This window comes from Skermanella rosea (assembly GCF_016806835.2).
GTDB classification, from domain to species: Bacteria; Pseudomonadota; Alphaproteobacteria; order Azospirillales; family Azospirillaceae; genus Skermanella; species Skermanella rosea.
On record NZ_CP086111.1, the window covers coordinates 3,863,600 to 3,884,016 of the forward strand.

21 protein-coding genes are annotated in these 20,417 nt (G+C 67.3%); 11 read left to right on the plus strand and 10 right to left on the minus strand.

Annotation, left to right across the window (positions count from 1 at the left end):
• Window positions 1-11: 11 nt before the first annotated feature.
• Both JL101_RS18030 and JL101_RS18035 read right to left on the minus strand, forming a co-directional pair.
• Window positions 12-869 carry an STAS domain-containing protein gene (locus JL101_RS18030; RefSeq protein WP_203097110.1) on the minus strand — a complete coding sequence of 286 codons (858 nt, stop codon included), beginning with the start codon at window positions 867-869 and terminating at the stop codon, window positions 12-14.
• A gap of 15 nt (window positions 870-884) precedes the next feature.
• Window positions 885-1,664 carry a response regulator gene (locus JL101_RS18035; RefSeq protein ID WP_267133532.1) on the minus strand — a complete coding sequence of 260 codons (780 nt, stop codon included), beginning with the start codon at window positions 1,662-1,664 and terminating at the stop codon, window positions 885-887.
• 294 nt (window positions 1,665-1,958) lie between these two features.
• Between JL101_RS18035 and JL101_RS18040 the strand changes: the two genes are divergently transcribed.
• Window positions 1,959-2,684: a DUF2161 domain-containing phosphodiesterase gene (locus tag JL101_RS18040; protein ID WP_203097108.1), complete on the plus strand. Its 726-nt coding sequence runs from the start codon at window positions 1,959-1,961 to the stop codon at window positions 2,682-2,684.
• Between the two features lie 42 nt (window positions 2,685-2,726).
• Entirely contained in the window at window positions 2,727-4,745 is a 2,019-nt protein-coding gene (locus JL101_RS18045; protein WP_203097107.1) for a protein-L-isoaspartate(D-aspartate) O-methyltransferase, read from the plus strand.
• Here JL101_RS18045 and JL101_RS18050 read toward each other — a convergent pair.
• The 3 genes from JL101_RS18050 to JL101_RS18060 all read right to left on the minus strand — a co-directional run bounded on the left by JL101_RS18050 (window position 4,678) and on the right by JL101_RS18060 (window position 7,575).
• Entirely contained in the window at window positions 4,678-5,973 is a 1,296-nt protein-coding gene (locus tag JL101_RS18050) for a TRAP transporter large permease (protein ID WP_203097106.1), read from the minus strand. The two genes, JL101_RS18045 and JL101_RS18050, sit on opposite strands and share 68 nt — an antisense overlap.
• On the minus strand, window positions 5,970-6,524 hold the full coding sequence (locus tag JL101_RS18055) for a TRAP transporter small permease (RefSeq protein WP_228434932.1): 555 nt from the start codon (window positions 6,522-6,524) through the stop codon (window positions 5,970-5,972). Before JL101_RS18055 ends, JL101_RS18050 begins: the two co-directional genes overlap by 4 nt.
• A gap of 61 nt (window positions 6,525-6,585) precedes the next feature.
• Window positions 6,586-7,575, minus strand: coding sequence for a TRAP transporter substrate-binding protein (locus JL101_RS18060; protein WP_203097105.1), 990 nt, complete (start codon window positions 7,573-7,575; stop codon window positions 6,586-6,588).
• A 249-nt stretch (window positions 7,576-7,824) separates the two neighbouring features.
• Between JL101_RS18060 and JL101_RS18065 the strand changes: the two genes are divergently transcribed.
• Together JL101_RS18065 and JL101_RS18070 are read left to right on the plus strand one after the other, a co-directional pair.
• Window positions 7,825-8,442, plus strand: a complete 618-nt coding sequence (locus JL101_RS18065) for a trypsin-like serine peptidase (RefSeq protein ID WP_203097104.1) — start codon at window positions 7,825-7,827, stop codon at window positions 8,440-8,442.
• 22 nt (window positions 8,443-8,464) lie between these two features.
• On the plus strand, window positions 8,465-9,061 hold the full coding sequence (locus tag JL101_RS18070; protein ID WP_203097103.1) for a 2-hydroxychromene-2-carboxylate isomerase: 597 nt from the start codon (window positions 8,465-8,467) through the stop codon (window positions 9,059-9,061).
• A 62-nt stretch (window positions 9,062-9,123) separates the two neighbouring features.
• Here the strand turns inward: JL101_RS18070 and JL101_RS18075 are convergent, their stop codons facing one another.
• On the minus strand, window positions 9,124-9,429 hold the full coding sequence (locus JL101_RS18075) for a sll1863 family stress response protein (RefSeq protein WP_203097102.1): 306 nt from the start codon (window positions 9,427-9,429) through the stop codon (window positions 9,124-9,126).
• Window positions 9,430-9,810: 381 nt separating this feature from the next.
• Between JL101_RS18075 and JL101_RS18080 the strand changes: the two genes are divergently transcribed.
• Window positions 9,811-10,863 carry a Glu/Leu/Phe/Val family dehydrogenase gene (locus JL101_RS18080; protein ID WP_203097101.1) on the plus strand — a complete coding sequence of 351 codons (1,053 nt, stop codon included), beginning with the start codon at window positions 9,811-9,813 and terminating at the stop codon, window positions 10,861-10,863.
• Between the two features lie 69 nt (window positions 10,864-10,932).
• Here JL101_RS18080 and JL101_RS18085 read toward each other — a convergent pair whose 3' ends face one another.
• Window positions 10,933-11,160, minus strand: coding sequence for a (2Fe-2S)-binding protein (locus JL101_RS18085; RefSeq protein ID WP_203097100.1), 228 nt, complete (start codon window positions 11,158-11,160; stop codon window positions 10,933-10,935).
• Between the two features lie 214 nt (window positions 11,161-11,374).
• Here JL101_RS18085 and JL101_RS18090 point away from each other — a divergent pair, with 214 nt between their 5' ends.
• From JL101_RS18090 to JL101_RS18115, 6 genes are all read left to right on the plus strand, one after another.
• The gene (locus JL101_RS18090) at window positions 11,375-12,661 is read left to right on the plus strand and encodes an ABC transporter substrate-binding protein (protein ID WP_203097099.1); all 1,287 of its coding nucleotides are present in this window, start codon (window positions 11,375-11,377) and stop codon (window positions 12,659-12,661) included.
• A 9-nt stretch (window positions 12,662-12,670) separates the two neighbouring features.
• Complete coding sequence (locus JL101_RS18095; RefSeq protein WP_203097098.1) at window positions 12,671-13,630, plus strand: carbohydrate ABC transporter permease; 960 nt, start codon at window positions 12,671-12,673, stop codon at window positions 13,628-13,630.
• 3 nt (window positions 13,631-13,633) lie between these two features.
• Window positions 13,634-14,467 (plus strand): carbohydrate ABC transporter permease, encoded by an 834-nt coding sequence (locus JL101_RS18100; protein WP_203097097.1) that lies wholly within the window; start codon window positions 13,634-13,636, stop codon window positions 14,465-14,467.
• 27 nt (window positions 14,468-14,494) lie between these two features.
• Window positions 14,495-16,135: an alpha-glucosidase family protein gene (locus tag JL101_RS18105; protein ID WP_203097096.1), complete on the plus strand. Its 1,641-nt coding sequence runs from the start codon at window positions 14,495-14,497 to the stop codon at window positions 16,133-16,135.
• 7 nt (window positions 16,136-16,142) lie between these two features.
• Complete coding sequence (locus JL101_RS18110; protein WP_203097095.1) at window positions 16,143-17,291, plus strand: ABC transporter ATP-binding protein; 1,149 nt, start codon at window positions 16,143-16,145, stop codon at window positions 17,289-17,291.
• 380 nt (window positions 17,292-17,671) lie between these two features.
• A complete protein-coding gene (locus tag JL101_RS18115) occupies window positions 17,672-18,565 on the plus strand; it encodes an SAM-dependent methyltransferase (protein ID WP_228435505.1) in 894 nt (297 codons plus the stop codon).
• Here JL101_RS18115 and JL101_RS18120 read toward each other — a convergent pair.
• The 3 genes from JL101_RS18120 to JL101_RS18130 form a co-directional block, all read right to left on the minus strand.
• On the minus strand, window positions 18,555-18,779 hold the full coding sequence (locus JL101_RS18120) for a hypothetical protein (protein WP_203097093.1): 225 nt from the start codon (window positions 18,777-18,779) through the stop codon (window positions 18,555-18,557). The two genes, JL101_RS18115 and JL101_RS18120, sit on opposite strands and share 11 nt — an antisense overlap.
• 35 nt (window positions 18,780-18,814) lie before the next feature.
• The gene (locus JL101_RS18125; protein WP_203097252.1) at window positions 18,815-19,246 is read right to left on the minus strand and encodes a Fur family transcriptional regulator; all 432 of its coding nucleotides are present in this window, start codon (window positions 19,244-19,246) and stop codon (window positions 18,815-18,817) included.
• A gap of 190 nt (window positions 19,247-19,436) precedes the next feature.
• Window positions 19,437-20,306 carry a protein phosphatase CheZ gene (locus tag JL101_RS18130; RefSeq protein ID WP_203097092.1) on the minus strand — a complete coding sequence of 290 codons (870 nt, stop codon included), beginning with the start codon at window positions 20,304-20,306 and terminating at the stop codon, window positions 19,437-19,439.
• Window positions 20,307-20,417: the final 111 nt, after the last annotated feature.

Below are 20,417 nucleotides of genomic sequence, written 5' to 3' on the forward strand. Positions count from 1 at the left end.
CCTGCCGCCGTTCAGTGGCCCGTGAAGGTGACGCCGGTGCGTCTCAGCGCATGGGCGAAGGCGCTCTGAAGGTCGGCCTTGGTGGCGACCTGCGGCAGTTCCACGCCGAGATGAACGATGGTCTGGGCGATCTGCGGCCGGATGCCGCTGATGATGCATTCCGCCCCCATCAGCTTGGCCGCAGCAGCGGTCTTCAGCAGGTGCTGGGCGACCAGGGTGTCGACCGTGGGAACGCCGGTGATGTCGATGATCACGATCTCGGCCTTGCTCTCGACCACGGCTTCGAGCAGGTTTTCCATCACGATCTGCGCGCGCGAGCTGTCGAGCGTGCCGATCAGGGGAAGCGCCACGATGCGATCCCAAAGCTGCACCACCGGTGTGGACAGTTCCAGCATCTCCTGCTGCTGGCGCTGGATGATCTCCTCCCGGCCGCGCAGATAGATGTCGTTCGTATAGAGGCCCAGCTTGTCGAGCAGCACGGTCGCCGACCAGGCCTCCTCGACCAGGGTCTGCGGGTCGTTCTTGTACTGGTCGCGCAGGCATTCGAAGATCGGCTGCTTGAGCGCCAGGATGAACGTCGCGGTCTCGGTCGGGGTGAAGCCGTGATCGACCCGGTAGTTTGTGACCTCGGTCAGCATGTCCCGGACATCCTGCCACTGCTCGCTTTCGATATCGAAATTGACCCCGTTCTGGGTCGCGGCGGTCAGATGCGACAGGAAGCTGCGCGACTGGCGGCGGATCTCCGCCTCGCGCATCAGATCGGCGCGAAGCACACCGACATCGGATTGGGCTGCGATCCAGTCGGTCAGGATACGATCCTGGTACCGGCTCAGGAGAGCCGGCAGCTTGCTGCCGGAAGAGTCGGGCATCTTTTCTTCTTCTCGTCAGTTCATCTTCTGGGGCGGATGGACCGCCAGCGCCTGACCGATCGCGGTCCGGAGAACCTCCGGCTGGAACGGCTTGGCGATCAGGAAGGCCGGCTCCAGCTGTTCGCCGGTCAGCAGGCGTTCCGGAAAACCGGTTATGAAGATCACCGGGAGGTTGGTCGACCGCAGGATCTTCTGGACGGCCTTGATGCCGCTGTCGCCGCCCTTGAGCTGGATGTCTGCCAGGATGAGTTCCGGAGCGGTTTCCTGGGCGAGGCGCAGGGCCTCCTCCTCGCGGGCGGCGGAACCGCATACCTGGTGGCCCATGTCGGTCACCAGGCCGGCGATGTCCTCGGCGATCAGGGGCTCGTCCTCGATGATCAGGACGCGGACGGAAGTCTGCTTGGCCAGTTCGGCCCGGGCCGCCTCCAACTCGTCGCGGATCTCGTCCGTGGTGGCGCTGAGGATGCGGCCCGCCTCGTCGAACGAGAAGCCCTCGAGCGAGATCAGCAGCAGCACCTGGCGCTGGCGCGGCGGCAGCCGGCCGACGCCCTGGATCACCTTGGCATCAGGGTTGCCGTCGGCGATGTCGGGCACGGCTTCGGGAAACGTCTCGTCCACCAGGGACCAGACCTCGTGGAACAGGGCGAACAGTTCGAGCCGGATGTTGCCGGCGGGATCGATGCGGTCGGGCTCGGCAAGATAGGCTTCGAGGCACACCCGGACATATTGGTCGCCGCGATCCTGGGAACCCAGGAGAGCGCGGGCATAGCGCCTCAAATAGGGAAGAAATTTCACAATCTCTGCGGAGGATTCCGGCATTCTGATCTCAACGGTCCATCATGAGGCTGATCTGTCCGCCTTGTTTCCGGCGGGGTTCGATTCCGAAAGTTCCAAATATCATAGTCGCGTATCCGACGGATGGGGGTATTCGGCCTAAACCCTTTCGCGGCGGATGAAGATCGCGGTCCGACCGGCAACGCCTCAAGTCATGAAAGGTTGCAGGCACGCGTGAATTGACACGGCCCGCGGCGGGGAGCAAAGGTCTGGACGATCGTCCCAGCCTGCCCCGCAGCCAGCGAGAAAGCCGCCTTGCCCATCAGTTCCGAGGTCGAACTCTACGATCCGGTGAAAGCCTTCCTCGAAGTCCAGGGATACGACGTCAAGGGGGAGGTGCGGAGCTGCGACCTGGTCGCCGTCCGCGCCGGCGAACCCCCTGTCCTGGTAGAACTGAAGCTGCGGTTTTCCCTGTCGCTGGTCCTCCAGGGCATCGACCGGCTGGCCCTGTCGGACCGCGTCTACCTCGCGGTCCCCCGGCCGACCGGCCGGCGGGCATCGGGACCCAACGCGAACGACGGCAATGTCCGCAAGCTGTGCCGGATGCTGGGGCTGGGGCTGCTGACGGTCGATCCGGCGGCCCGCGCCGGCCGGCAGGTGGATCTGGTGATCGAGCCGGCTCCCTACCGACCGCGGGTGAACGCCAAGCGCGCCCGGCTGCTGCTGAAGGAGCACGGCCGGCGGCTCGGCGACCCCAACCGCGGCGGATCGAGCAAGGTCAAGATCGTCACCGCCTACCGCCAGGAAGCCCTGCGCTGCGCGGCCCTTCTGAAGGCGAACGGCCCGATGGCCGTGGCGGCGCTGCGGCGGGACGGCGACGCCCCCAACGCCGCCGGCATCCTCCAGCGGAACGTCTACGGCTGGTTCGAGCGTGTCAGCCGCGGCACCTACCGCCTGACCGGGGAGGGGCTGCGCGGGCTGGAACAGTTCGCGCCGGAAATTCCGGCGGAGGAGTTGGCCGAACAATCCGCCCCGCGGTGATGTTGAGTTGACGGGAGGAGTGCATCACCGGGAGGCTGGACGATGGGCAGCACGGATTTCGCCGAGAAGCGCCGGATCATGGTGGAACGCGACATCGCGCCCCGGGGGATCGACGACGCCGGCGTTATCGCCGCCCTGGGCCGGGTCCCGCGGGAGCTCTTCGTCCCCGAGTACCTGGCCGAACTCGCCTACGACGATTCGCCGCTGCCGATCGAGCAGGGCCAGACGATCTCGCAGCCTTTCGTCGTCGCCCTGATGATGCAGGCGGCCGAACTGGTTCCCGGCGCCAGGGTGCTGGAGATCGGCACGGGGTCCGGCTATTCGGCCGCGGCGCTGGCGGCGATGGGATGCGAGGTCTATTCGATCGACCGGCACGCCTCCCTGGTGGAGGCCGCCAGGACCCGGCTCGAGCGGGCGGGCTGCGCGGGCGTCCATCTCCGGGCCGGCGACGGGACCCTCGGCTGGCCGGAGGCGGCGCCGTTCGATGCCGTCATCGTGACGGCCGGCGGACCGAGCCTGCCCGAGCCCCTGTCCCGTCAGCTCAAGGTCGGCGGGCGGATGATCATGCCGGCCGGCGCGGAGGCCGGCGGCCAGCGGCTGGTCCGCCAGCGGCGGACCGGAGAGGACGCCTTCATCGAGGAGGATCTCGGCCGCGTCGCCTTCGTGCCGCTGATCGGCGCCCATGGCTGGCCGGAGACGACCCGCACCGAGGCGAGGCGCCGGTCCCCCGCCCTGCCGCCCGACGCGGCGGAGCGGATCCGCGATGCCGCCGAGCCGCTGCCCGAGGTGGACGACGAGCGGTTCGGCGTGCCGTTCGATCGGATCGCCGACGCCAGGGTCGTGCTGCTGGGCGAGGCCACGCACGGCACCTCCGAATTCCACCGCGCCCGCGCGCGGATCACCGAGCGGCTGATCGCCCGGCACGGCTTCTCGATCGTGGCGGTCGAAGCCGACTGGCCCGACGCCGAGCGGATCGACCGGTATGTCCGCGACCGGCCGCCGGCCGGGTCCGACGAGACGGCCTTCGCGCGCTTTCCCGACTGGATGTGGCGGAACGAGGAGGTGGCCGGCTTCGTCGATCGGCTGCGGCGCCATAACGACGCGATCGAAGATCCGGGTCGGCGGGTCGGGTTCCACGGCCTGGACCTTTATGGCCTCGACGGGTCGATCGCCGCCGTTCTGGATTATCTGGACAGGGTCGACCCGGAGGCGGCGGCAGTCGCGCGGGAGCGGTACGGCTGCTTGGCGCCATGGCGGCACGCGCCGGAAACCTATGGCCGCGCGGCGCTGACAGGCGGGTTCGCCAGCTGCGAGAAGGCGGCGGTGGACATGCTCCGCGACTTGCTCGACCGGCGGCTCTCCCGGCTGGTTGCCGCCGGCGACGAAGGCTGGCTGGACGGGGAGCAGAACGCCCGGCTGATCGCGTCGGCCGAAGAATATTACCGCACGCTGTATATGGGGGCGACCAACAGCTGGAACCTGCGCGACCGCCACATGTTCGAGACCCTCCGGTCGGTCATGGCGGCCCGCGGACCGGGGGCGAAGGCGGTGGTGTGGGCCCACAATACCCATGCCGGGAATTCGGCTGCCACCGAGATGGGACGCCAGGGACAGGTCAACCTGGGGATGCTGTGCCGGGAGGCGTTCGGAACCGAGGCGGCGCTCGTCGGGTTCGGGACCGACCGCGGGACGGTCGCCGCGGCGTCGCGGTGGGGCGGCCCGATGGAGGTGATGGAGGTGCCGCCGTCGCATCCCGACAGCTACGAGCACCTGTGCGCCCGCTCCGGCAAGCCGCGCTTCCTGCTGGACCTGCGGCCCGGACGGAACGGGCCGCTGGCCGAGGATCTGAAGCGGTTCCGGCCGGAGCGGGCGATCGGCGCGGTCTACCGCCCCGGGGCCGAGCGGGAGAACCACTATTTCCAGGCCTCCCTGCCCGGCCAGTTCGACCTTTACGTCTGGTTCGACCGGACCGCCGCGGTCCGGCCGCTGGCGCCTACTGCACCGCTGCCTGACCGAACAGGAAGTTCGGCAGGAACAGGGAAATCCACGGCACATAGGTGACGATGATCAGGAAGATGAACAGGATGCCGAGCCAGGGCAGCGCCGCCCGGACCACCTGCATGATGCTCATGTCCGTGATGCCGGCCGTGACGAACAGGTTCAGGCCGACCGGCGGGGTCACCATGCCGATCTCCATGTTCACCACCATGATGATGCCGAGATGGATCGGATCGATGCCGAGCTGGGTCGCGATCGGGAACAGGATCGGCGCCAGGATCAGGATGATGGCCGACGGCTCCATGAAGTTGCCGGCGACCAGGAGGATGACGTTGACGACGATCAGGAACTGCCAGGGTTCCAGCCCCGCGTCGGAGATGCTGCGCGCGATGTTCTGGGGGATCTGCTCGGTCGTCAGGACATGGGCGAACAGAAAGGCGTTGGCGATGATGAACAGCAGCATGATGGTCACGCGGCCGCTGTCCACCAGGACCTTGGGGACGTCCTTGAAGCCCATGTCGCGGTAGATGAACAGGGCGGCGACGAAACCGTAGACCGCGGCCACCGCGGCCGCCTCCGTCGGCGTGAACACGCCGCCATAGATGCCACCCAGGATGATGACGATCAGCAGCAGGCCCCACACCGCCTCCTTGCCGGCCTGCCCCAACTCGGCCAGGGAGGCGCGCGGCTGGCGCGGCAGGTTCTTGTAGCGGGCGACGATATAGATGGCGCCCATCAGCATCAGGCCGAGCAGCAGCCCGGGGATCACGCCGGCCATGAACAGGCGCCCGATCGAGCTCTCGGTCGCCGCGGCGTAGACGACCATCACGATGGACGGCGGGATCAGGATGCCCAGCGTGCCGGAGTTGCAGATGACGCCGGCCGCGAACTCCTTGGTGTAGCCGGTCCGCACCATGCCGGCGATCACGATCGAGCCGACCGCGACCACGGTCGCCGGGCTGGAGCCCGACACGGCGGCGAACAGCATGCAGGCCAGCACCGAGGCGATCGCGAGGCCGCCATGCAGGTGGCCGACCGCCGCGATGGCGAAATTGATCATGCGCCGGGCGACGCCGCCCGTGGTCATGAAGGAGCCGGCCAGGATGAAGAACGGGATCGCCAGCAGCGTGTACTGCTCGAAGGTCTGGAAGAACTTCAGCGACAGCGAGGCCATGCTGTCGTTGGCGAACAGCAGGATGGTCAGCAGCGACGACAGTCCGAGCGAGATCGCGATCGGCATGCCCAGCAGCATGAAGACGAACAGCGTGACGAAGAGGAATACCGTGGTCATCGCGACGTCCTGTCCAGTCCCGGGTTGCCGGCGGTGAGGCCCTGTTCCTTCAGCACGTCGGCAGCCTCGTCGGCGAGCTCGAAGCCCGAGCGCCGACCGGTCAGGATCGCGTAGGCCTCCTGGGCGAGCCTGAGGCCGAGCAGCCCGAAGCCGATCGGCAGGATGACCGTGAGCATCCAGCGCTCAACCGGAATGTCCTCCGCTTCGATGCCGAGGCGCATCAGGCGGCTGATATAGCCGTAGGAGCCCCAGGCCATGATGCCCGCGTAGAGCAGGCAGAAGCCGATCGCGGCGAGGCCGGCCAAGCGGCGCAGGCCGGCGGGCAGGCTCTTGACCAGCAGGTCGATGCCGATATGGGCATGGACGCGGACGCCGTAGGAGATGCCGAACAGCACCATCCAGGCGAACATGTAGTTGGTCGCCTCGACGCCCCAGATGATGCCGGAATTGAATCCATAGCGCAGGACGACCTGCGCGAAGGTCAGGATCGTCATGCCGGCCAGGAGAAGGGCTATGAAGCCCTCCTCCAGATGATTGATCAGTCGGGTCACGATCCCTCTTCCCGTATGGGCTGTGTCCGCGGGACCCCGTCGCCGGAGCCCCGGAGGATCGTCACTTGGCGGTGTTGGAAGCGTTCGCGGCCTTGATCAGGTCGGCCCCGATGTCCTTCTCGAAGGTGGCCCAGACGGGAGCCATTGCCTTGCGCCAGGCCTCCGTCTCCTCCTTGGAGAGCTTGATGATCTCCGAGCTGCCGCTCTCGGCGATCCGCTTCCGGTCCCGCTGGTTCAGGTCCTCCGCCATCTTGTTCACCTCGACCGTCACCTCGTCCAGGATCTTCTCCAGCTCGGCGCGGACGTCGGTGGGCAGCTCGGTCCAGAAATCGGTGTTGGCGACGACCATGTAGTCCAGCGCGCCATGGTTGCTCTCGGTGATGTACTTCTGGACCTCATAGAACTTCTGCGAGTAGATGTTCGACCAGGTGTTTTCCTGCCCGTCGATCGCGCCGGTCTGGAGCGCCTGGTACACCTCGGCGAAGGCCATCTTCTGCGGGTTGGCGTTCAGCGCCTTGAACTGCTCCAGCAGCACGTCGGAAGCTTGGATGCGGAACTTGCGGCCGGCCGCGTCCTCGGGCTTGCGCAGCGGATTGTTGGCCGAAAGCTGCTTCATGCCGTTGTGCCAGTAGGCCAGCCCGATGAAGCCCTTCTTCTCCATCGAGGTCAGCAGCTTCTTGCCCTCGGGGCTCGCCTGGAAGCGGTCCACCGCGGCGATGTCGTCGAACAGGAACGGCAGGTCGAAGACCTGGAGCTGCTTGGTGTATTTGTCGAACTTGGACAGCGAGGGGGCGATGAGCTGGACGTCGCCGAGAGCCAGCGCCTCCATCTCCTTGGCGTCGCCGAACAGCTGGGAGTTCGGATAAACCTCGACCTTGACCTTGTCGTCGCCCAGGCGCTCCTTGACGAGCTTCTGGAACATCAGCGCGCCCTGGCCCTTGGGTGTGCTGTCGGCTACCACGTGGCTGAACTTGATGGTTACCGGCTTGGCAAAAGCGGTTCCGGCAGCGAGAATGCCAGCAAGGGCGATGGCGGTAGCGAAGAGACGCATGGACTTTCCTCCGAAGGGGATTTTCTTCGATATTCTGCCAATAGGGGTAATGGAGCGGGCAGCGGTTTGCAAGCAATGTGTTTGACCGGCCGGCGGGCGCATCGCCTGCTCGCGATGGCTGTAATCCTGGCATTCGCCACGATCGGGGAACCCAGGGCTGCGGGCCGCGACCACTTGCCCGGGATACTTGGACGGGACGACCGTACTCCGCTGGACAACCAGGACTGGCCTTGGGCCGCGATAGGACGGGTGAACCGGACGATCGGCGGGTTCTGCACCGGAACGCTGATCGGCCCGCGCCACGTGCTGACGGCGGCGCACTGCCTGTTCAACAGGCGCACGGGGCGCCTGATCGGCGCCGGCGACATCCACTTCCTGGCCGGATACCGGCGCGGCTCCTATCTGTCGCACTCGGTGGGCCGCAAGATCACCGTGGCGGCCGGATACGACCACCGCGCCCCGTTCGAAGCCGGAAACCTGGGAGCGGACTGGGCCATCCTCGAGCTGGCCGAGCCCATGTCCATCAGACCGGTCCCGATCCGGAAGGAGCCGCTGCCCGCGGGGGTCGAACTGGTCCGCGCCGGCTACGGCCAGGACCGTGCCCACCTGCTGTCGATCCACGATGGCTGCGCGCCCCGGCCGGGCTCCTCCCCGCCGGGCCTGCTGATGCATACCTGCGACGCCACCCACGGGGACAGCGGCTCCCCCCTGCTGATGCGCGGGCCGGAGGGGCCGGCCATCGTCGGCCTCGACGTCGCCGCCGGGCGGCTGGGCGGCGCGCTCGCGGGACTTGCCGTCCCGGCCACCAGCTTCCATACCTTCGCCCACGCCGCGCTCTCGGGGGCGGGCGGGAACGACGAACCATAACCAACGAGGGGGAGACGCCGCCATGGCGCCACGGATAGACTATTTCTTCACGCCCATCTCGCCCTGGGTCTTCCTGGGATCGGAGCGGTTCCACGCGGTCGCCCGCGGGGCCGGAGCCGAGGTCGCCTACCGGCCGGTCGATTTCGGCCGGATCTTTCCGGCGTCCGGCGGGCTGCCCTTGCCGAAGCGCGCGCCGCAGCGGCAGGCCTACCGGCTGACCGAGCTGAAGCGCTGGTCGGAACACCTGGGCATTCCGCTGATCCCGCAGCCGTCCAACTTTCCGCAACCCGACGAACTGGCCGCGCTGACCCTGATCGCGGCGGAACAGGCGGGCGCCGACATGGCGGCGCTCTGCACCGCGTTCGGCCGCGCGGTGTGGATCGAGGACCGCGTCCTGTCGGCCCCGGAGACGCTGGCCGACATCCTGTCGCGGCACGGCGCCTCGCCCGACCTGATCGACCGGGCGCAGTCGGACGAGGTGCGCGCCCTTCGGGACGCCTACACCGAGCAGGCGCTGTCGACCGGCGTGTTCGGGGCGCCGACCTACGTGGTGGACGGCGAGCTGTTCTGGGGCCAGGACAGGCTGGATTTCCTGGAGCGGAAACTCTCCCGCTCCTGAGGCGGGACGCTACCCGTGTTCAGGGCCTGCCCCCGGGGCAGGCCCTATCCGGGGCGGGGAAGTCAGGCGGCCATGCGACGGTACTGGTTCTCGATCGTCTCGATGCCGGCGCGGAATTGGGCAAGCGATGCCTCCGCATGCACCTTGACCAAATACCAGGCATCCTCGGAGGCGCGGCGCGCGTCCTCCAGCCGTGCCTCGCAACGGTTGCGCAGACCACGCAACTCGTCGAGCGAGCGTTCCAGAAGGAATTTCTGATCACCCGGCACCCGCTCGGCAACGGCGCGCAGATTGTCCAGTCGTTCGGTCAAGGCCTTCATTTCAAGCGACGAAGCCGATTCGAACCGATCCCTGCTCCGATGTTTCATGAGACCCTCCCAACTACACTCCTCATGGTTCCATCACCTGCATTATCCGGGCCATCCCTCTCGCCGCGCCGCGGCCCCTGATCGCCGCGTTGGTTGCGCTTGGTATTAACCGTCCCGGCCATCCTCTATTCCACGCCATGTCCACCCACCTTCGGACACAGGGACGGACCGGATCCGGCGTTGGTCGCAACATTGTTTCGCGGGCCAACCATTACAAGTCCCTTTAAGGCGGAGCAGAGTTCACAACAATAACTTAACTGCTTTTTTTCCCGCACGGCCAGAACTCGTTGCCGAAGGCCAATAACGGATCAATACTAAAGTAATGATCAGGCTTCAAGCCCACCTCCAAAGATTGCTGCACCGCACAAGACGAGGTTGAGTATGGCCGTATTTTCAATGCAGGACTTCGACGGACATGAGCAGGTTGTTTTCGCCTCCGATCCGGAGTCGGGACTGAAGGCGATCATCGCCGTCCATAACACCGCCCGCGGCCCCGCCCTGGGCGGTTGCCGCATGTGGAACTACGCGGGCGAGGGTTTGGCCGTCCGCGACGTGCTGCGCCTGTCCCGCGGCATGACCTACAAGAACGCCCTGGCCGACCTCCCCTTCGGCGGCGGCAAGTCGGTGATCATCGGCGACTCCCGCACGGACAAGACACCCGAGTTGATGGCCGCCATGGGCAAGGCGGTCGAACGTCTGGCCGGCCGCTACATCATCGCCGAGGATGTCGGGACCTCGGTCGAGGACATGGCGACGGTCCGGGGCGTCACCCGGCACGTGGCCGGGCTGCGCGACGGCAGCGGCGATCCCTCCCCCGCCACGGCGCGCGGGGTCTTCATGGGCATCCGGGCCGCGGCGGACTACCGGCTGAGGCGCAACAGCCTGGACGGGCTCCGGGTCAACGTGCAGGGCCTGGGCCATGTCGGCTGGGACCTGTGCCGCCAGCTCGCCGAGGAAGGCGCCCGGCTGGCCGTCAGCGACATCCGCCGCGACGCCGTCGAACGGGCCGTCGAGACCTTCGGAGCCACACCGGTGGACGCGGAGCAGATCTTCGACGTGGAGGCCGACGTCTTCGCCCCGTGCGCGCTGGGCGCGGTGATCGACGACGACACCCTACCCCGCCTGAAAGTCGCGGTGGTGGCCGGGTCGGCCAACAACCAGCTCGCCGAGAGCCGCCACGGAACCGAGCTGGCCCGGCGCGGTATCCTCTACGCGCCCGACTTCGTCATCAATGCCGGCGGCGTCATCAATATCAGTTACGAGTTCGGCCGGAACGGCAAGGGCTATGACCGCGCGGCGGCATTCGCCCATGTGGACCGGATCCACGATACGTTGTTGACGATCTTCCAGAGGGCCGATGCGGAGGGGATTCCGACAAACATCGCCGCCGACCGGATCGCGGAGGAACGTTTCCGCCCGTCAAGGGTTGCATAGGCTCGCGAGCCGCACCATGGCGAGGCCGTGGTGCGGCTTGGACCGGCGGCAGATCCAGCGGGGGAGGAGTTACTCGGCCGCGATGGCGGCTTCTTCGGGAACGGGAGCGGAGCAGGTGTTCGCGCAGGTCAGCGTGTTGCGATGGTCCGTCACCATCTGGCGCACATAGGGGACGCATTTGCCGCATTGCGGCTTGCATCCCATGCAGGTGAAGAACCCCGCGGCAGAGCAAACGCCGTCGGCGAGAGCCTGCTTGACCTTCTTCTCGGTAAATCCGTGGCAGATGCAGACATACATGATCGTTTGAACCCAGCCGATGTTGCTCCAATGGTTAGAGCAGTTGAGAATGAGTGTCAATCGCTTAGTTGATCGTAATCCGCCGTGGTCGAGATCGCCGCACTTGCCCAAATCATAAGCGTGTCTTGAATGAACAGATCGCTAACGCGAAGCGTGAAAAAGGTCGGCGAATAAGGCCTAAAGCAAAAGTGACATAAGGGAGGTCCGACGAGCCATGAGGAAAATTGTCGCGGCGGCGGCCCTGTCGTCTGCCCTCGTTTTCTCCGGCGCCGCCCATGCGCAGGACGATCCCGGAAAAGTCGCCATCTCGATTTCCTGCGGCTCGGTCGGCATCGAATTCCAGGTCTGCAGCACCGGCGTCGAAGCCTGGGCCAAGGCCACCGGCCATCGGGTCCAGCTCGTCTCGACCCCGAACGACAGCAACGAGCGCCTGGCCCTGTACCAGCAACTGCTGGCCGCGAAATCCGGCGACATCGACGTCTTCCAGATCGACGTGGTGTGGCCCGGCATCCTCGCCAACCACCTGATCGACCTGCGCGAGCACATCGACCCCAAGGTGCTGGACCAGCATTTCGAGGCGATCGTGAAGAACGACATCGTCGACGACCGGCTGGTCGCCATGCCCTGGTTCACCGATGCCGGGCTGTTCTATTACCGCAAGGACCTGCTGGAGAAATACGGCCGGCCGCTGCCGGCCACCTGGCAGGAGATGACGGAGACCGCCCGGATCATCCAGGAGGGCGAGCGGGCCGCCGGCAACGACCGGATGTGGGGATTCGTCTTCCAGGGCCGCGCGTTCGAGGGACTGACGGTCAACGCGCTGGAATGGCTGGACAGCTTCAACGCCGGCACTGTTGTCAACGAGCAGGGCGAGATCACGGTGAACAATCCGCGCGCCGCCGACGCGCTGACGCTGGCGGCCTCCTGGGTCAACGACATAGCCCCGCAGGGCGTGATCAACTACAGCGAGGAGGAGGGCCGCGGCGTCTTCCAGTCCGGCAACGCCGTCTTCATGCGCAACTGGCCCTATGCCTGGCCGCTGCTGAACGCGGAGGACAGCCCCGTGCGCGGCAAGGTGGCGGTGGCCCAGCTTCCGAAGGGCGGGCCGGACGGCAAGCACACCGCCACGCTGGGGGGCTGGCAGTTGGCCGTCTCCAAGTATTCGCAGCATCCGGAGGTCGCGGCCGACCTGGTCCGCTACCTGACCAGCCTGGAGGAGCAGAAGCGCCGGGCCGTGGTCGGCGGTTTCAACCCGACCATCGACGCCCTGTACAAGGACCAGGAGGTGCTGGCCGCCAACCCGTTCTTCGGCGACCTGTACGAGGTCTTCGTCAACGCGGTGGCGCGCCCGTCGCGGGTGACCGGCGTGCGCTACAACCAGGTCTCGGCGGAATTCTGGAACGCGGTCCACGCGACGCTGTCCGGCCAGACCGACGCGAAGACAAGCCTGGCGGACCTGGAGCAAACGCTCGACCGGGTCAGCCGCGGCGGCCGGTGGTAGGAGGCAAGGATGACGACCGTATACGACGCGGGACGGGCCACGGCGCCGGCGGCGCGCGGCGGAGCCGCTTCCTCCCGGGGCTCCCTGCTGACCCGCCGGCGCCGCCGGGCGGCCTGGCTGTTCCTGGCGCCGATGATCCTGGTCCTGGCGCTGGTCGCGGGATGGCCGCTGTTGCGGACGATCTATTTCTCCTTCACCGACGCGACGCTGTACGACCTCGAATACCACGAGTTCATCGGCCTGCTGAACTTCTACTACCTGGCGATCGACCCGCACTGGTGGCGTGCGGTCTGGAACACGGTGTTCTTCGCGGTGGTGTCGGTCAGCATCGAGACGGTGCTGGGCATGGTCATCGCGCTGACGCTCAACGCGCACATGCCGGGCCGGGGCCTGCTGCGGGCGGCGATGCTGATCCCCTGGGCGATCCCAACGGTGGTCTCGGCCCAGATGTGGGGCTGGATGTACCACGACCTCTACGGCGTGATTAACGAGATCTTCCTGTTCGTCGGGCTGATCGACCAGCCGCGCGCCTGGATCGCCGACCCGGACCTGTCCATGTATGCCGTCATCGCGGTCGATGTCTGGAAGACCACGCCCTTCATGACCCTGCTGATCCTGGCGGCGCTCCAGCTGCTGCCCGGCGAGGTCTACGAGGCCGCCCGGGTGGACGGGATCAACCCGGTGAAGGTCTTCTTCAAGGTGACCCTGCCGCTGATCAAGCCGGCGCTGATGGTGGCGATCATCTTCCGCACGCTGGACGCGCTGCGCATCTTCGACCTGATGTATGTCCTGACCGGCAACAGTCGGGCGACCGCGTCCATGTCGGTCTATGCGCGCCAGCAGCTGGTGGATTTCCAGGACGTCGGCTACGGCTCCGCCGCCTCCACCTTCCTGTTCCTGATCATCGCGGCCTTCACCGTGATCTATATCACCGTCGGCAAGGTGAACTTCGACCAGGGAGGCAAGTGAGCCATGCGCAGCCGCAAGATCGTCGGCCGGGTGCTGTTCTACGTCCTGGTCGCCTTCATCGTCGTCTATACGGTGTTCCCGTTCTACTGGGCGATCGTCTCGTCGCTGAAAGCGGGCTCGGGACTGTTCCAGGTGGAGTTCTGGCCGGCCAATCCGGCCTGGGACAATTATGTCGGCGTCTTCCAGGGCCAGCCGTTCGGCCGCAACATCCTCAACTCGGTCATCGTCGCCGTGTCGGTGGTCGTGCTGTCGCTGTTCATCGCCGTCACCGCCTCCTACTCGCTCGGCCGCGTCCAGTTCCGCGGGCGCACCACCCTGCTGCTGGTCGTGCTCAGCGTCTCCATGTTCCCGCAGGTCGCCGTGCTGTCCGGCATGTTCGAGCTGATCCGGTGGCTCGGCCTCTACAACAACCTGCTGGGGCTGATCCTGTCCTACATGATCTTCACCCTGCCCTTCACGGTCTGGGTGCTGACCACCTTCATGCGGGAGCTGCCCAAGGAGCTGGAGGAGGCCGCGATCGTGGACGGGGCTAGCCCGTGGGTGGTGATCACCCGGGTCTTCCTGCCGCTGATGGGGCCGGCGCTCGCCACCACCGGCCTGCTCGCCTTCATCGCGGCCTGGAACGAGTTCCTGTTCGCCCTGTCCTTCACCCTGTCGAACGAGATGCGAACCGTCCCGGTCGCCATCGCGCTGATCACCGGCACCAGCCAGTTCGAGCTGCCCTGGGGCAACATCATGGCGGCCTCGGTGATCGTCACGGTGCCGCTGCTTGTGCTTGTCATGATCTTCCAGCGAAAGATCGTCTCCGGCCTGACCGCCGGCGCGGTGAAGGGCTGACGGGGCGATGTGGGGAGGGAACCGACCATGACGGAATGGTGGCGCGGCGGGGTGATCTACCAGATCTATCCGCGCAGCTTCAGGGACAGCGACGGCGACGGGATCGGCGACCTGCGCGGCATCGCCGAGAAGCTGGACCATGTCGCCGGCCTGGGGGTGGACGGGATCTGGCTGTGCCCCTTCTTCAAGTCGCCGATGAAGGATTTCGGCTACGACGTGGAGGACTACCGCGCCGTCGATCCCATGTTCGGCACGCTGGAGGATTTCGACCAACTGCTGGCCCGCGCCCACGATCTGGGCCTGCGCGTCATCATCGACATGGTGCTCAGCCACACCTCCGACCTGCACCCCTGGTTCCTGGAAAGCCGGGAGTCGCGCGACAATCCGCGGGCGGACTGGTACGTCTGGGCCGACGCCCGGCCGGACGGCACCCCGCCGAACAACTGGCTGTCGGTGTTCGGCGGGTCCGCCTGGGCGTGGGAGCCCCGGCGCAACCAGTATTACCTGCACAATTTCCTGACCAGCCAGCCCGACCTGAACCTGCACGACGGGCAGGTCCAGGACGCCGTGCTGGATGCCTGCCGGTTCTGGCTGGACCGGGGCGTCGACGGCTTCCGGCTGGATACCGCCAACTTCTACATGCACGACCCCGAGCTGCGCGACAACCCGCCCCGGCCGAGCGGGTCCGGCGCGCTGGAAGGCGTCGCCTCGGTCAATCCCTACGGCATGCAGCGGCATGTCTACGACAAGTCGCGGCCGGAGAATCTGGAGTTCCTGCGCCGGCTGCGCGCCCTGATGGACCGCTATCCCGGCACCATGACCGTCGCCGAGGTGCATGACGACGACAGCACGATGCGGAGCGCCGAGTATGTCGGCTCCCCCGACCTGCTGCACACGGCCTACGGCTTCACGCTGCTGACCGAGCGGTTCGGCGCCGGGGTGATCCGGGGGGCGCTGGAGTCCTTCGAGCGGCAGCCGGGCCGGGGCTGGCCGGCCTGGGCGTTCGGCAACCACGACGTGATCCGGCCGGTCACCCGCTGGGGCCGGGGCGACGGGGGCGATGCTTTCGCCAAGCTGCTGGTCGCCCTGCTCTGCTCGGTCCGGGGCACCGCCTTCCTTTACGAGGGGGAGGAGCTGGGCCTGCCGGAGGCAGACGTGCCCTATGAGAGGATCCGGGACCCCTACGGCCTGCCGTTCTATCCCCGCTACAAGGGGCGCGACGGCTGCCGAACGCCGATGCCCTGGCGGCACGACCATCCGGCCGGCGGGTTCACCGACGGCACGGCCGAGCCCTGGCTTCCGGTGCCGGAGGAGCATCTGCGCCGCGCGGTGTCGGTCCAGGACGGCGATCCCGGCAGCGTGCTGAACTTCACCCGCGGCTTCCTGCGCTGGCGGCGGGAGCATCCGGCGCTGGTGACCGGCGATATCCGCTTCATCGACGCGCCGGAGCCGGTGATCGCCTTCGTCCGGAGCGGCGGCGGCGAGGAGGTGCTGGCGGCCTTCAACCTGGGCGGGGAACCGGCGGCGCTGGAGGCGCCGGGCGGGGTGGAGGCTCTGTCCGGCCATGGGCCTACCGGCACCCTGGACGGAGGGAGAATCCGGCTGCCGGGGTACGGCGCCTTCCTGGGGCGCCTATCGGGGACCGATAATAAAACGACGGGAGGGTAATCCGCCAATGGCCGACGTCACGCTGCGCGACGTGCGCAAATCCTTCGGTGGCCTTGAAATCATCCATGGCGTCGATCTCGACATCAAGGACAACGAGTTCACCGTGTTCGTCGGCCCCTCGGGCTGCGGCAAGTCCACCCTGCTGCGCTTGATCGCGGGGCTGGAGGACATCACCAGCGGCGAGATGACCATCGACGGCGTCCGGGTCAACGACCTGCCGCCCAAGGAGCGCGGCATCTCCATGGTGTTCCAGAGCTATGCGCTCTACCCGCACATGACCGTGTACGACAACATGGCGTTCGGCCTGAAGCTGGCCAATTCCGGCAAGGAGGCGATCGACGCCAAGGTGCGGGAGGCGGCCCGCATCCTCCAGATCGAGAACCTGCTGACCCGCAAGCCGCGCGAGCTGTCCGGCGGCCAGCGCCAGCGGGTCGCGATCGGCCGGGCGATCGTGCGGGAGCCCAAGGTCTTCCTGTTCGACGAGCCGCTGTCCAACCTGGACGCGGCGCTGCGGGTGCAGATGCGGATCGAGCTGGCGAAGCTGAAGGAGGACCTGAACGCCACGATGGTCTATGTCACCCACGACCAGGTCGAGGCCATGACGCTGGCCAACAAGATCGTCGTGCTCCGGGCCGGGCACGTGGAGCAGGTCGGCTCCCCGCTGGAGCTGTACCACCACCCGCGCAACCTGTTCGTCGCGGGCTTCATCGGCAGCCCGAAGATGAACTTCATCGAGACGACGGCGAGCGGGATCGACCGCGACAGCGCCACGGTCCAGATCCCCGGCGGCGGCGCCCTGACGGTCCCCGCCCAGTCGGCCGGCCTGGCGCCCGGCGCCCCGGTGACGCTGGGCGTCCGCCCGGAGCATCTGGTCGCGGGGGACTCCCAAGGTGGCGGGGGCGACGCCGTGATGGACGGCAAGGTCTTCGTGGTCGAGCGTCTGGGCGGCGAGACCTATTGCCATGTCAGGACCGCGGACGGCCAGTCGATCGTGCTGCGCACCGGCGGAGAGGACACCGTCCGCCCCGGCGAGCAGATCCGCATCGGCATCCCCGCCGGCGCCTGCCGCCTGTTCGACCGCGACGGCATGGCCCTGGACCGGCTGGAACGCCACCCCATGGCCGACCAGGAGATGCCCCGGCACGCGCATGCGTGAGGGGGGGCCGGAGGTTATCGTCGCCGCAACGGCCTTGGAAGGCGAGGTGTAGGTGCTGGCATGAGCTCCTTCATCATCATGACCGGACTTGATCCGGTCATCCACGCGCGGACTTCCTCCCGCCGGTTTGCGCGTGGATGCGCGGGTCAAGCCCGCGCATGAAGGGAAAAAGGGGTTCGCAGAAGGAGAACAATTCCCAGCGCCGCGATCATGGTGCCCAGCAGCCGTGGAACAGTCCTTCGGAACGATTGATCGCGGCGGGCGGCTGGGCTATGCGGGTTGACCGTCTGTCAGGAGCCTGGAGCACCGTGGAAGACCCATCACCGCAGCCCGATCCACTGACCGGTCCATCGGCCGAAACCCCGGGCGAGCCGCTGGGCATGACCGGGTATCTGGCGCCCGAGGGGTTCGTGGACGACCTGATCGCCGAGTTGGGGGACGTCGCCGAGGTGCATGACCGGCTGGTCTTCGCGCCCGGTCCGGCGCGGCCGGTGAGCTGGGTTGAGAATGTCTGGTACGACCCGGTGCGCCTGCCGGTCGCGTCGATCAAGTCGGCGGCGCGGGAGCTGCGGGGCATCCAGCGGAACTGGGCGCTGTGGCCCGGGCCGCACAACGGGCGGGCCAAGCTGATCCAGGACCAGCTTCCCCATGTCTCGGCAAAGCCGCTGGTCTTCCCCTCCCCGGCCCCGACGGCGCCGCTGGGATCGTGGATGATGGAGAGCGCGACGTCGCTGATCGCGTCGGCGCGCTGCTCCAGCCCGTTCCGGCACGGCGCGGTCGAGTTCGAGGAGAACAGGACCGTGCCGCCGACCCGGGCCTACCTGAAGCTCTGGGAGGCGCTGACCCTGGCCGGCCGCATGCCAGGTCCCGGGTCGCTGGCGATGGACCTGGGCTCCTGCCCCGGCGGCTGGACCTGGGTGCTGCACGAGCTGGGTGCCCGGGTCATCAGCGTGGACAAGGCGCCGCTGGCGCCGCACATCGCGGCGCTGCCGCGGGTCGATTACCGCCAGCAGAGCGCCTTCGCCCTGACCCCGTCGGAGATCGGGCCGGTGGACTGGCTGTGCTCGGACGTGATCTGCTATCCGGAGCGCCTGCTGCGGCTGGTCCGCGAGTGGGTGGACAGCGGCCTGTGCCGCAACTTCATCTGCACCATCAAGTTCCAGGGTCCGACCGACCATGCGGCGACCCGCGAGTTCGCGTCGATCCCCGGCAGCCGCGTCGTCCACCTGCACCACAACAAGCACGAGCTGACCTGGATGCTGGTCAGTGCATGACGCCGTCCCACACCCATTCCGCCACGGTCAGCTCGGCCTGCCGGGGCATGGTGCCGGGATGATGGTAGCGGTAGACCGCCAGCGCCGCCTCGAAGGCGTAGCGTTCCGGCTGGCCGCAACGGCGCAGCTCGCTGTAGGCGCGCTGGACCGCGGGGCGGCAGCAGGACGATTCCTCGCCGCAGACCGACATCTTCTTGGAGGGGTTCTCGCTCATCGCTCGCTCCGCCGGAATGGGATACTGGGCCTCGGTTACTTGGCGCCGTGCCGCGCGGAGCCTTCCAGCGGCACGCCGTAGAGTTCAAGCCGGTGGCCGAGGAGCTTGTAGCCCAGTTCCCCGGCGATACGCTGCTTGATCGCTTCCAGCTCGTCGCAATTGAACTCGACCACCTCGCCCGACTGGACGTCGATCAGGTGATGGTGGTGCTCGTCGCGCGCTTCCTCGAAACGGGCGCGGCCGTCGCCGAAATCGAGCCGCTCGATGACGCCGGCATCCTCCAGCAGCCGCACGGTCCTGTAGACCGTCGCGATGCTGATCCGGCCGTCGATGTCCGCCGCCCGCTTGAAGACCTGCTCGACGTCGGGATGGTCCGTCGCGACCGACAGCACGCGCGAGATGACGCGCCGCTGCTCGGTCATCTTCAGTCCCTTCTCGACGCAGAGCTGCTCCAGGCGCGACAGCATGCAGGCTTCGTTCTTCGGCGCTCTCGTCATGATCCATCCATGCCGTCACACGGCCCGGTCACCGGGAAGTGATAGACCGGGGCATGGCTTAAATCATAGGCCCAGAACGCGGCGGCGCGCCAGTCCGTGTACCCGTGGTTGCCCGTGCGACCGATTCCCGCACTGCACCGGAGGCTGCGCCCCCTTCCGGTCAGCCGAACAGGGCGTCGATCGCGGACTGGTTCAACGGATGGGGCGGCTCCTCCTCCCCCTCGGGCTCGGCGGCCGCGGCGGGCGGGCTTTTCCGGGCCGGAGCAGGGGAAGCGTCGGGACTCCCGCCCAGGGCGGCGGCGACCGCGGGGGGAGCGGTCGCCAGCCCGGCCATCAGGTCGTCCACCTCGTTCTGGCGGATGCCGTCCAGGGAGGGTCCGTGGAGCAGATGCGCGTCGGGCCGGGTGTCCACCGGCTCGCGCGGCACGTCCTCAGCCCTGATGTTGTCCACGCCCCAGATGGAGATCATGGAGCCGATGCGCTGCTCTATGTAGCGCAGGACGTTGATGACCTTGGTCGTCCGCTGCCCGGTCAGGTCCTGGAACGAGCAGGCGGTGAAGATCTCCATCACCTCGCCCTCGATCCGGGAATAGAGCTCCGCCGTGTCGGCGCCTTCCCGCAGCTTGCCGATCATGTCGAGGATGCGCTCGGCCGAGGTCAGGATGTCCGAGGAGGCGCGCTCGGTCGAGACGATGATCGCGTCCAGCTCGTTGGTGGCGGTGGAGAAGCGGTCGTTGCCGTCCTCGGTCGGGCGCAGGGCCGCGATCTCCCGCCGGGCATGGGAGATGGTGGCGCTCATGTCCTGAAGCTCGTGGCGCAGGACCTGGACGCGGTTGACCATGTTGTTGGCGTCGGCCTGCTGCTTCCAGAGATCGCGCAGCTCGGCGACCAGCGACCGGACCTCCTCCGCGACGCCGGTCTGGGCGCGCCGGGTGTGCTCGCGCAGGAAGAGGCGCCCCCGCGGCGTCCGCGAAATGAACTCCTCGATCTGCTGGAAATCGCCCTCGGGCAGATGCCCACCTTCAGTCATGACCATCCTCCAGGCCCATCGACCGCATCCGCAGCCGGTCGAACAGGTCAGTTCATAAAGCTCCCACCCGAAGAGGTAATCAATATTCTCCAGGGCGTCGCAAGTGGAAAT

What these genes read in the sequence shown, in the direction of transcription:
- JL101_RS18030 (WP_203097110.1), bottom strand. Translation starts at nt 869, where the DNA reads ATGCCCGACTCTTCCGGCAGCAAGCTGCCGGCTCTCCTGAGCCGGTAC.
- JL101_RS18045 (WP_203097107.1), top strand. Translation starts at nt 2,727, where the DNA reads ATGGGCAGCACGGATTTCGCCGAGAAGCGCCGGATCATGGTGGAACGC.
- JL101_RS18050 (WP_203097106.1), bottom strand. Translation starts at nt 5,973, where the DNA reads ATGACCACGGTATTCCTCTTCGTCACGCTGTTCGTCTTCATGCTGCTG.
- JL101_RS18060 (WP_203097105.1), bottom strand. Translation starts at nt 7,575, where the DNA reads ATGCGTCTCTTCGCTACCGCCATCGCCCTTGCTGGCATTCTCGCTGCC.
- JL101_RS18070 (WP_203097103.1), top strand. Translation starts at nt 8,465, where the DNA reads ATGGCGCCACGGATAGACTATTTCTTCACGCCCATCTCGCCCTGGGTC.
- JL101_RS18075 (WP_203097102.1), bottom strand. Translation starts at nt 9,429, where the DNA reads ATGAAACATCGGAGCAGGGATCGGTTCGAATCGGCTTCGTCGCTTGAA.
- JL101_RS18080 (WP_203097101.1), top strand. Translation starts at nt 9,811, where the DNA reads ATGGCCGTATTTTCAATGCAGGACTTCGACGGACATGAGCAGGTTGTT.
- JL101_RS18085 (WP_203097100.1), bottom strand. Translation starts at nt 11,160, where the DNA reads ATGTATGTCTGCATCTGCCACGGATTTACCGAGAAGAAGGTCAAGCAG.
- JL101_RS18090 (WP_203097099.1), top strand. Translation starts at nt 11,375, where the DNA reads ATGAGGAAAATTGTCGCGGCGGCGGCCCTGTCGTCTGCCCTCGTTTTC.
- JL101_RS18095 (WP_203097098.1), top strand. Translation starts at nt 12,671, where the DNA reads ATGACGACCGTATACGACGCGGGACGGGCCACGGCGCCGGCGGCGCGC.
- JL101_RS18100 (WP_203097097.1), top strand. Translation starts at nt 13,634, where the DNA reads ATGCGCAGCCGCAAGATCGTCGGCCGGGTGCTGTTCTACGTCCTGGTC.
- JL101_RS18105 (WP_203097096.1), top strand. Translation starts at nt 14,495, where the DNA reads ATGACGGAATGGTGGCGCGGCGGGGTGATCTACCAGATCTATCCGCGC.
- JL101_RS18110 (WP_203097095.1), top strand. Translation starts at nt 16,143, where the DNA reads ATGGCCGACGTCACGCTGCGCGACGTGCGCAAATCCTTCGGTGGCCTT.
- JL101_RS18115 (WP_228435505.1), top strand. Translation starts at nt 17,672, where the DNA reads ATGACCGGGTATCTGGCGCCCGAGGGGTTCGTGGACGACCTGATCGCC.
- JL101_RS18120 (WP_203097093.1), bottom strand. Translation starts at nt 18,779, where the DNA reads ATGAGCGAGAACCCCTCCAAGAAGATGTCGGTCTGCGGCGAGGAATCG.
- JL101_RS18125 (WP_203097252.1), bottom strand. Translation starts at nt 19,246, where the DNA reads ATGCTGTCGCGCCTGGAGCAGCTCTGCGTCGAGAAGGGACTGAAGATG.
- JL101_RS18130 (WP_203097092.1), bottom strand. Translation starts at nt 20,306, where the DNA reads ATGACTGAAGGTGGGCATCTGCCCGAGGGCGATTTCCAGCAGATCGAG.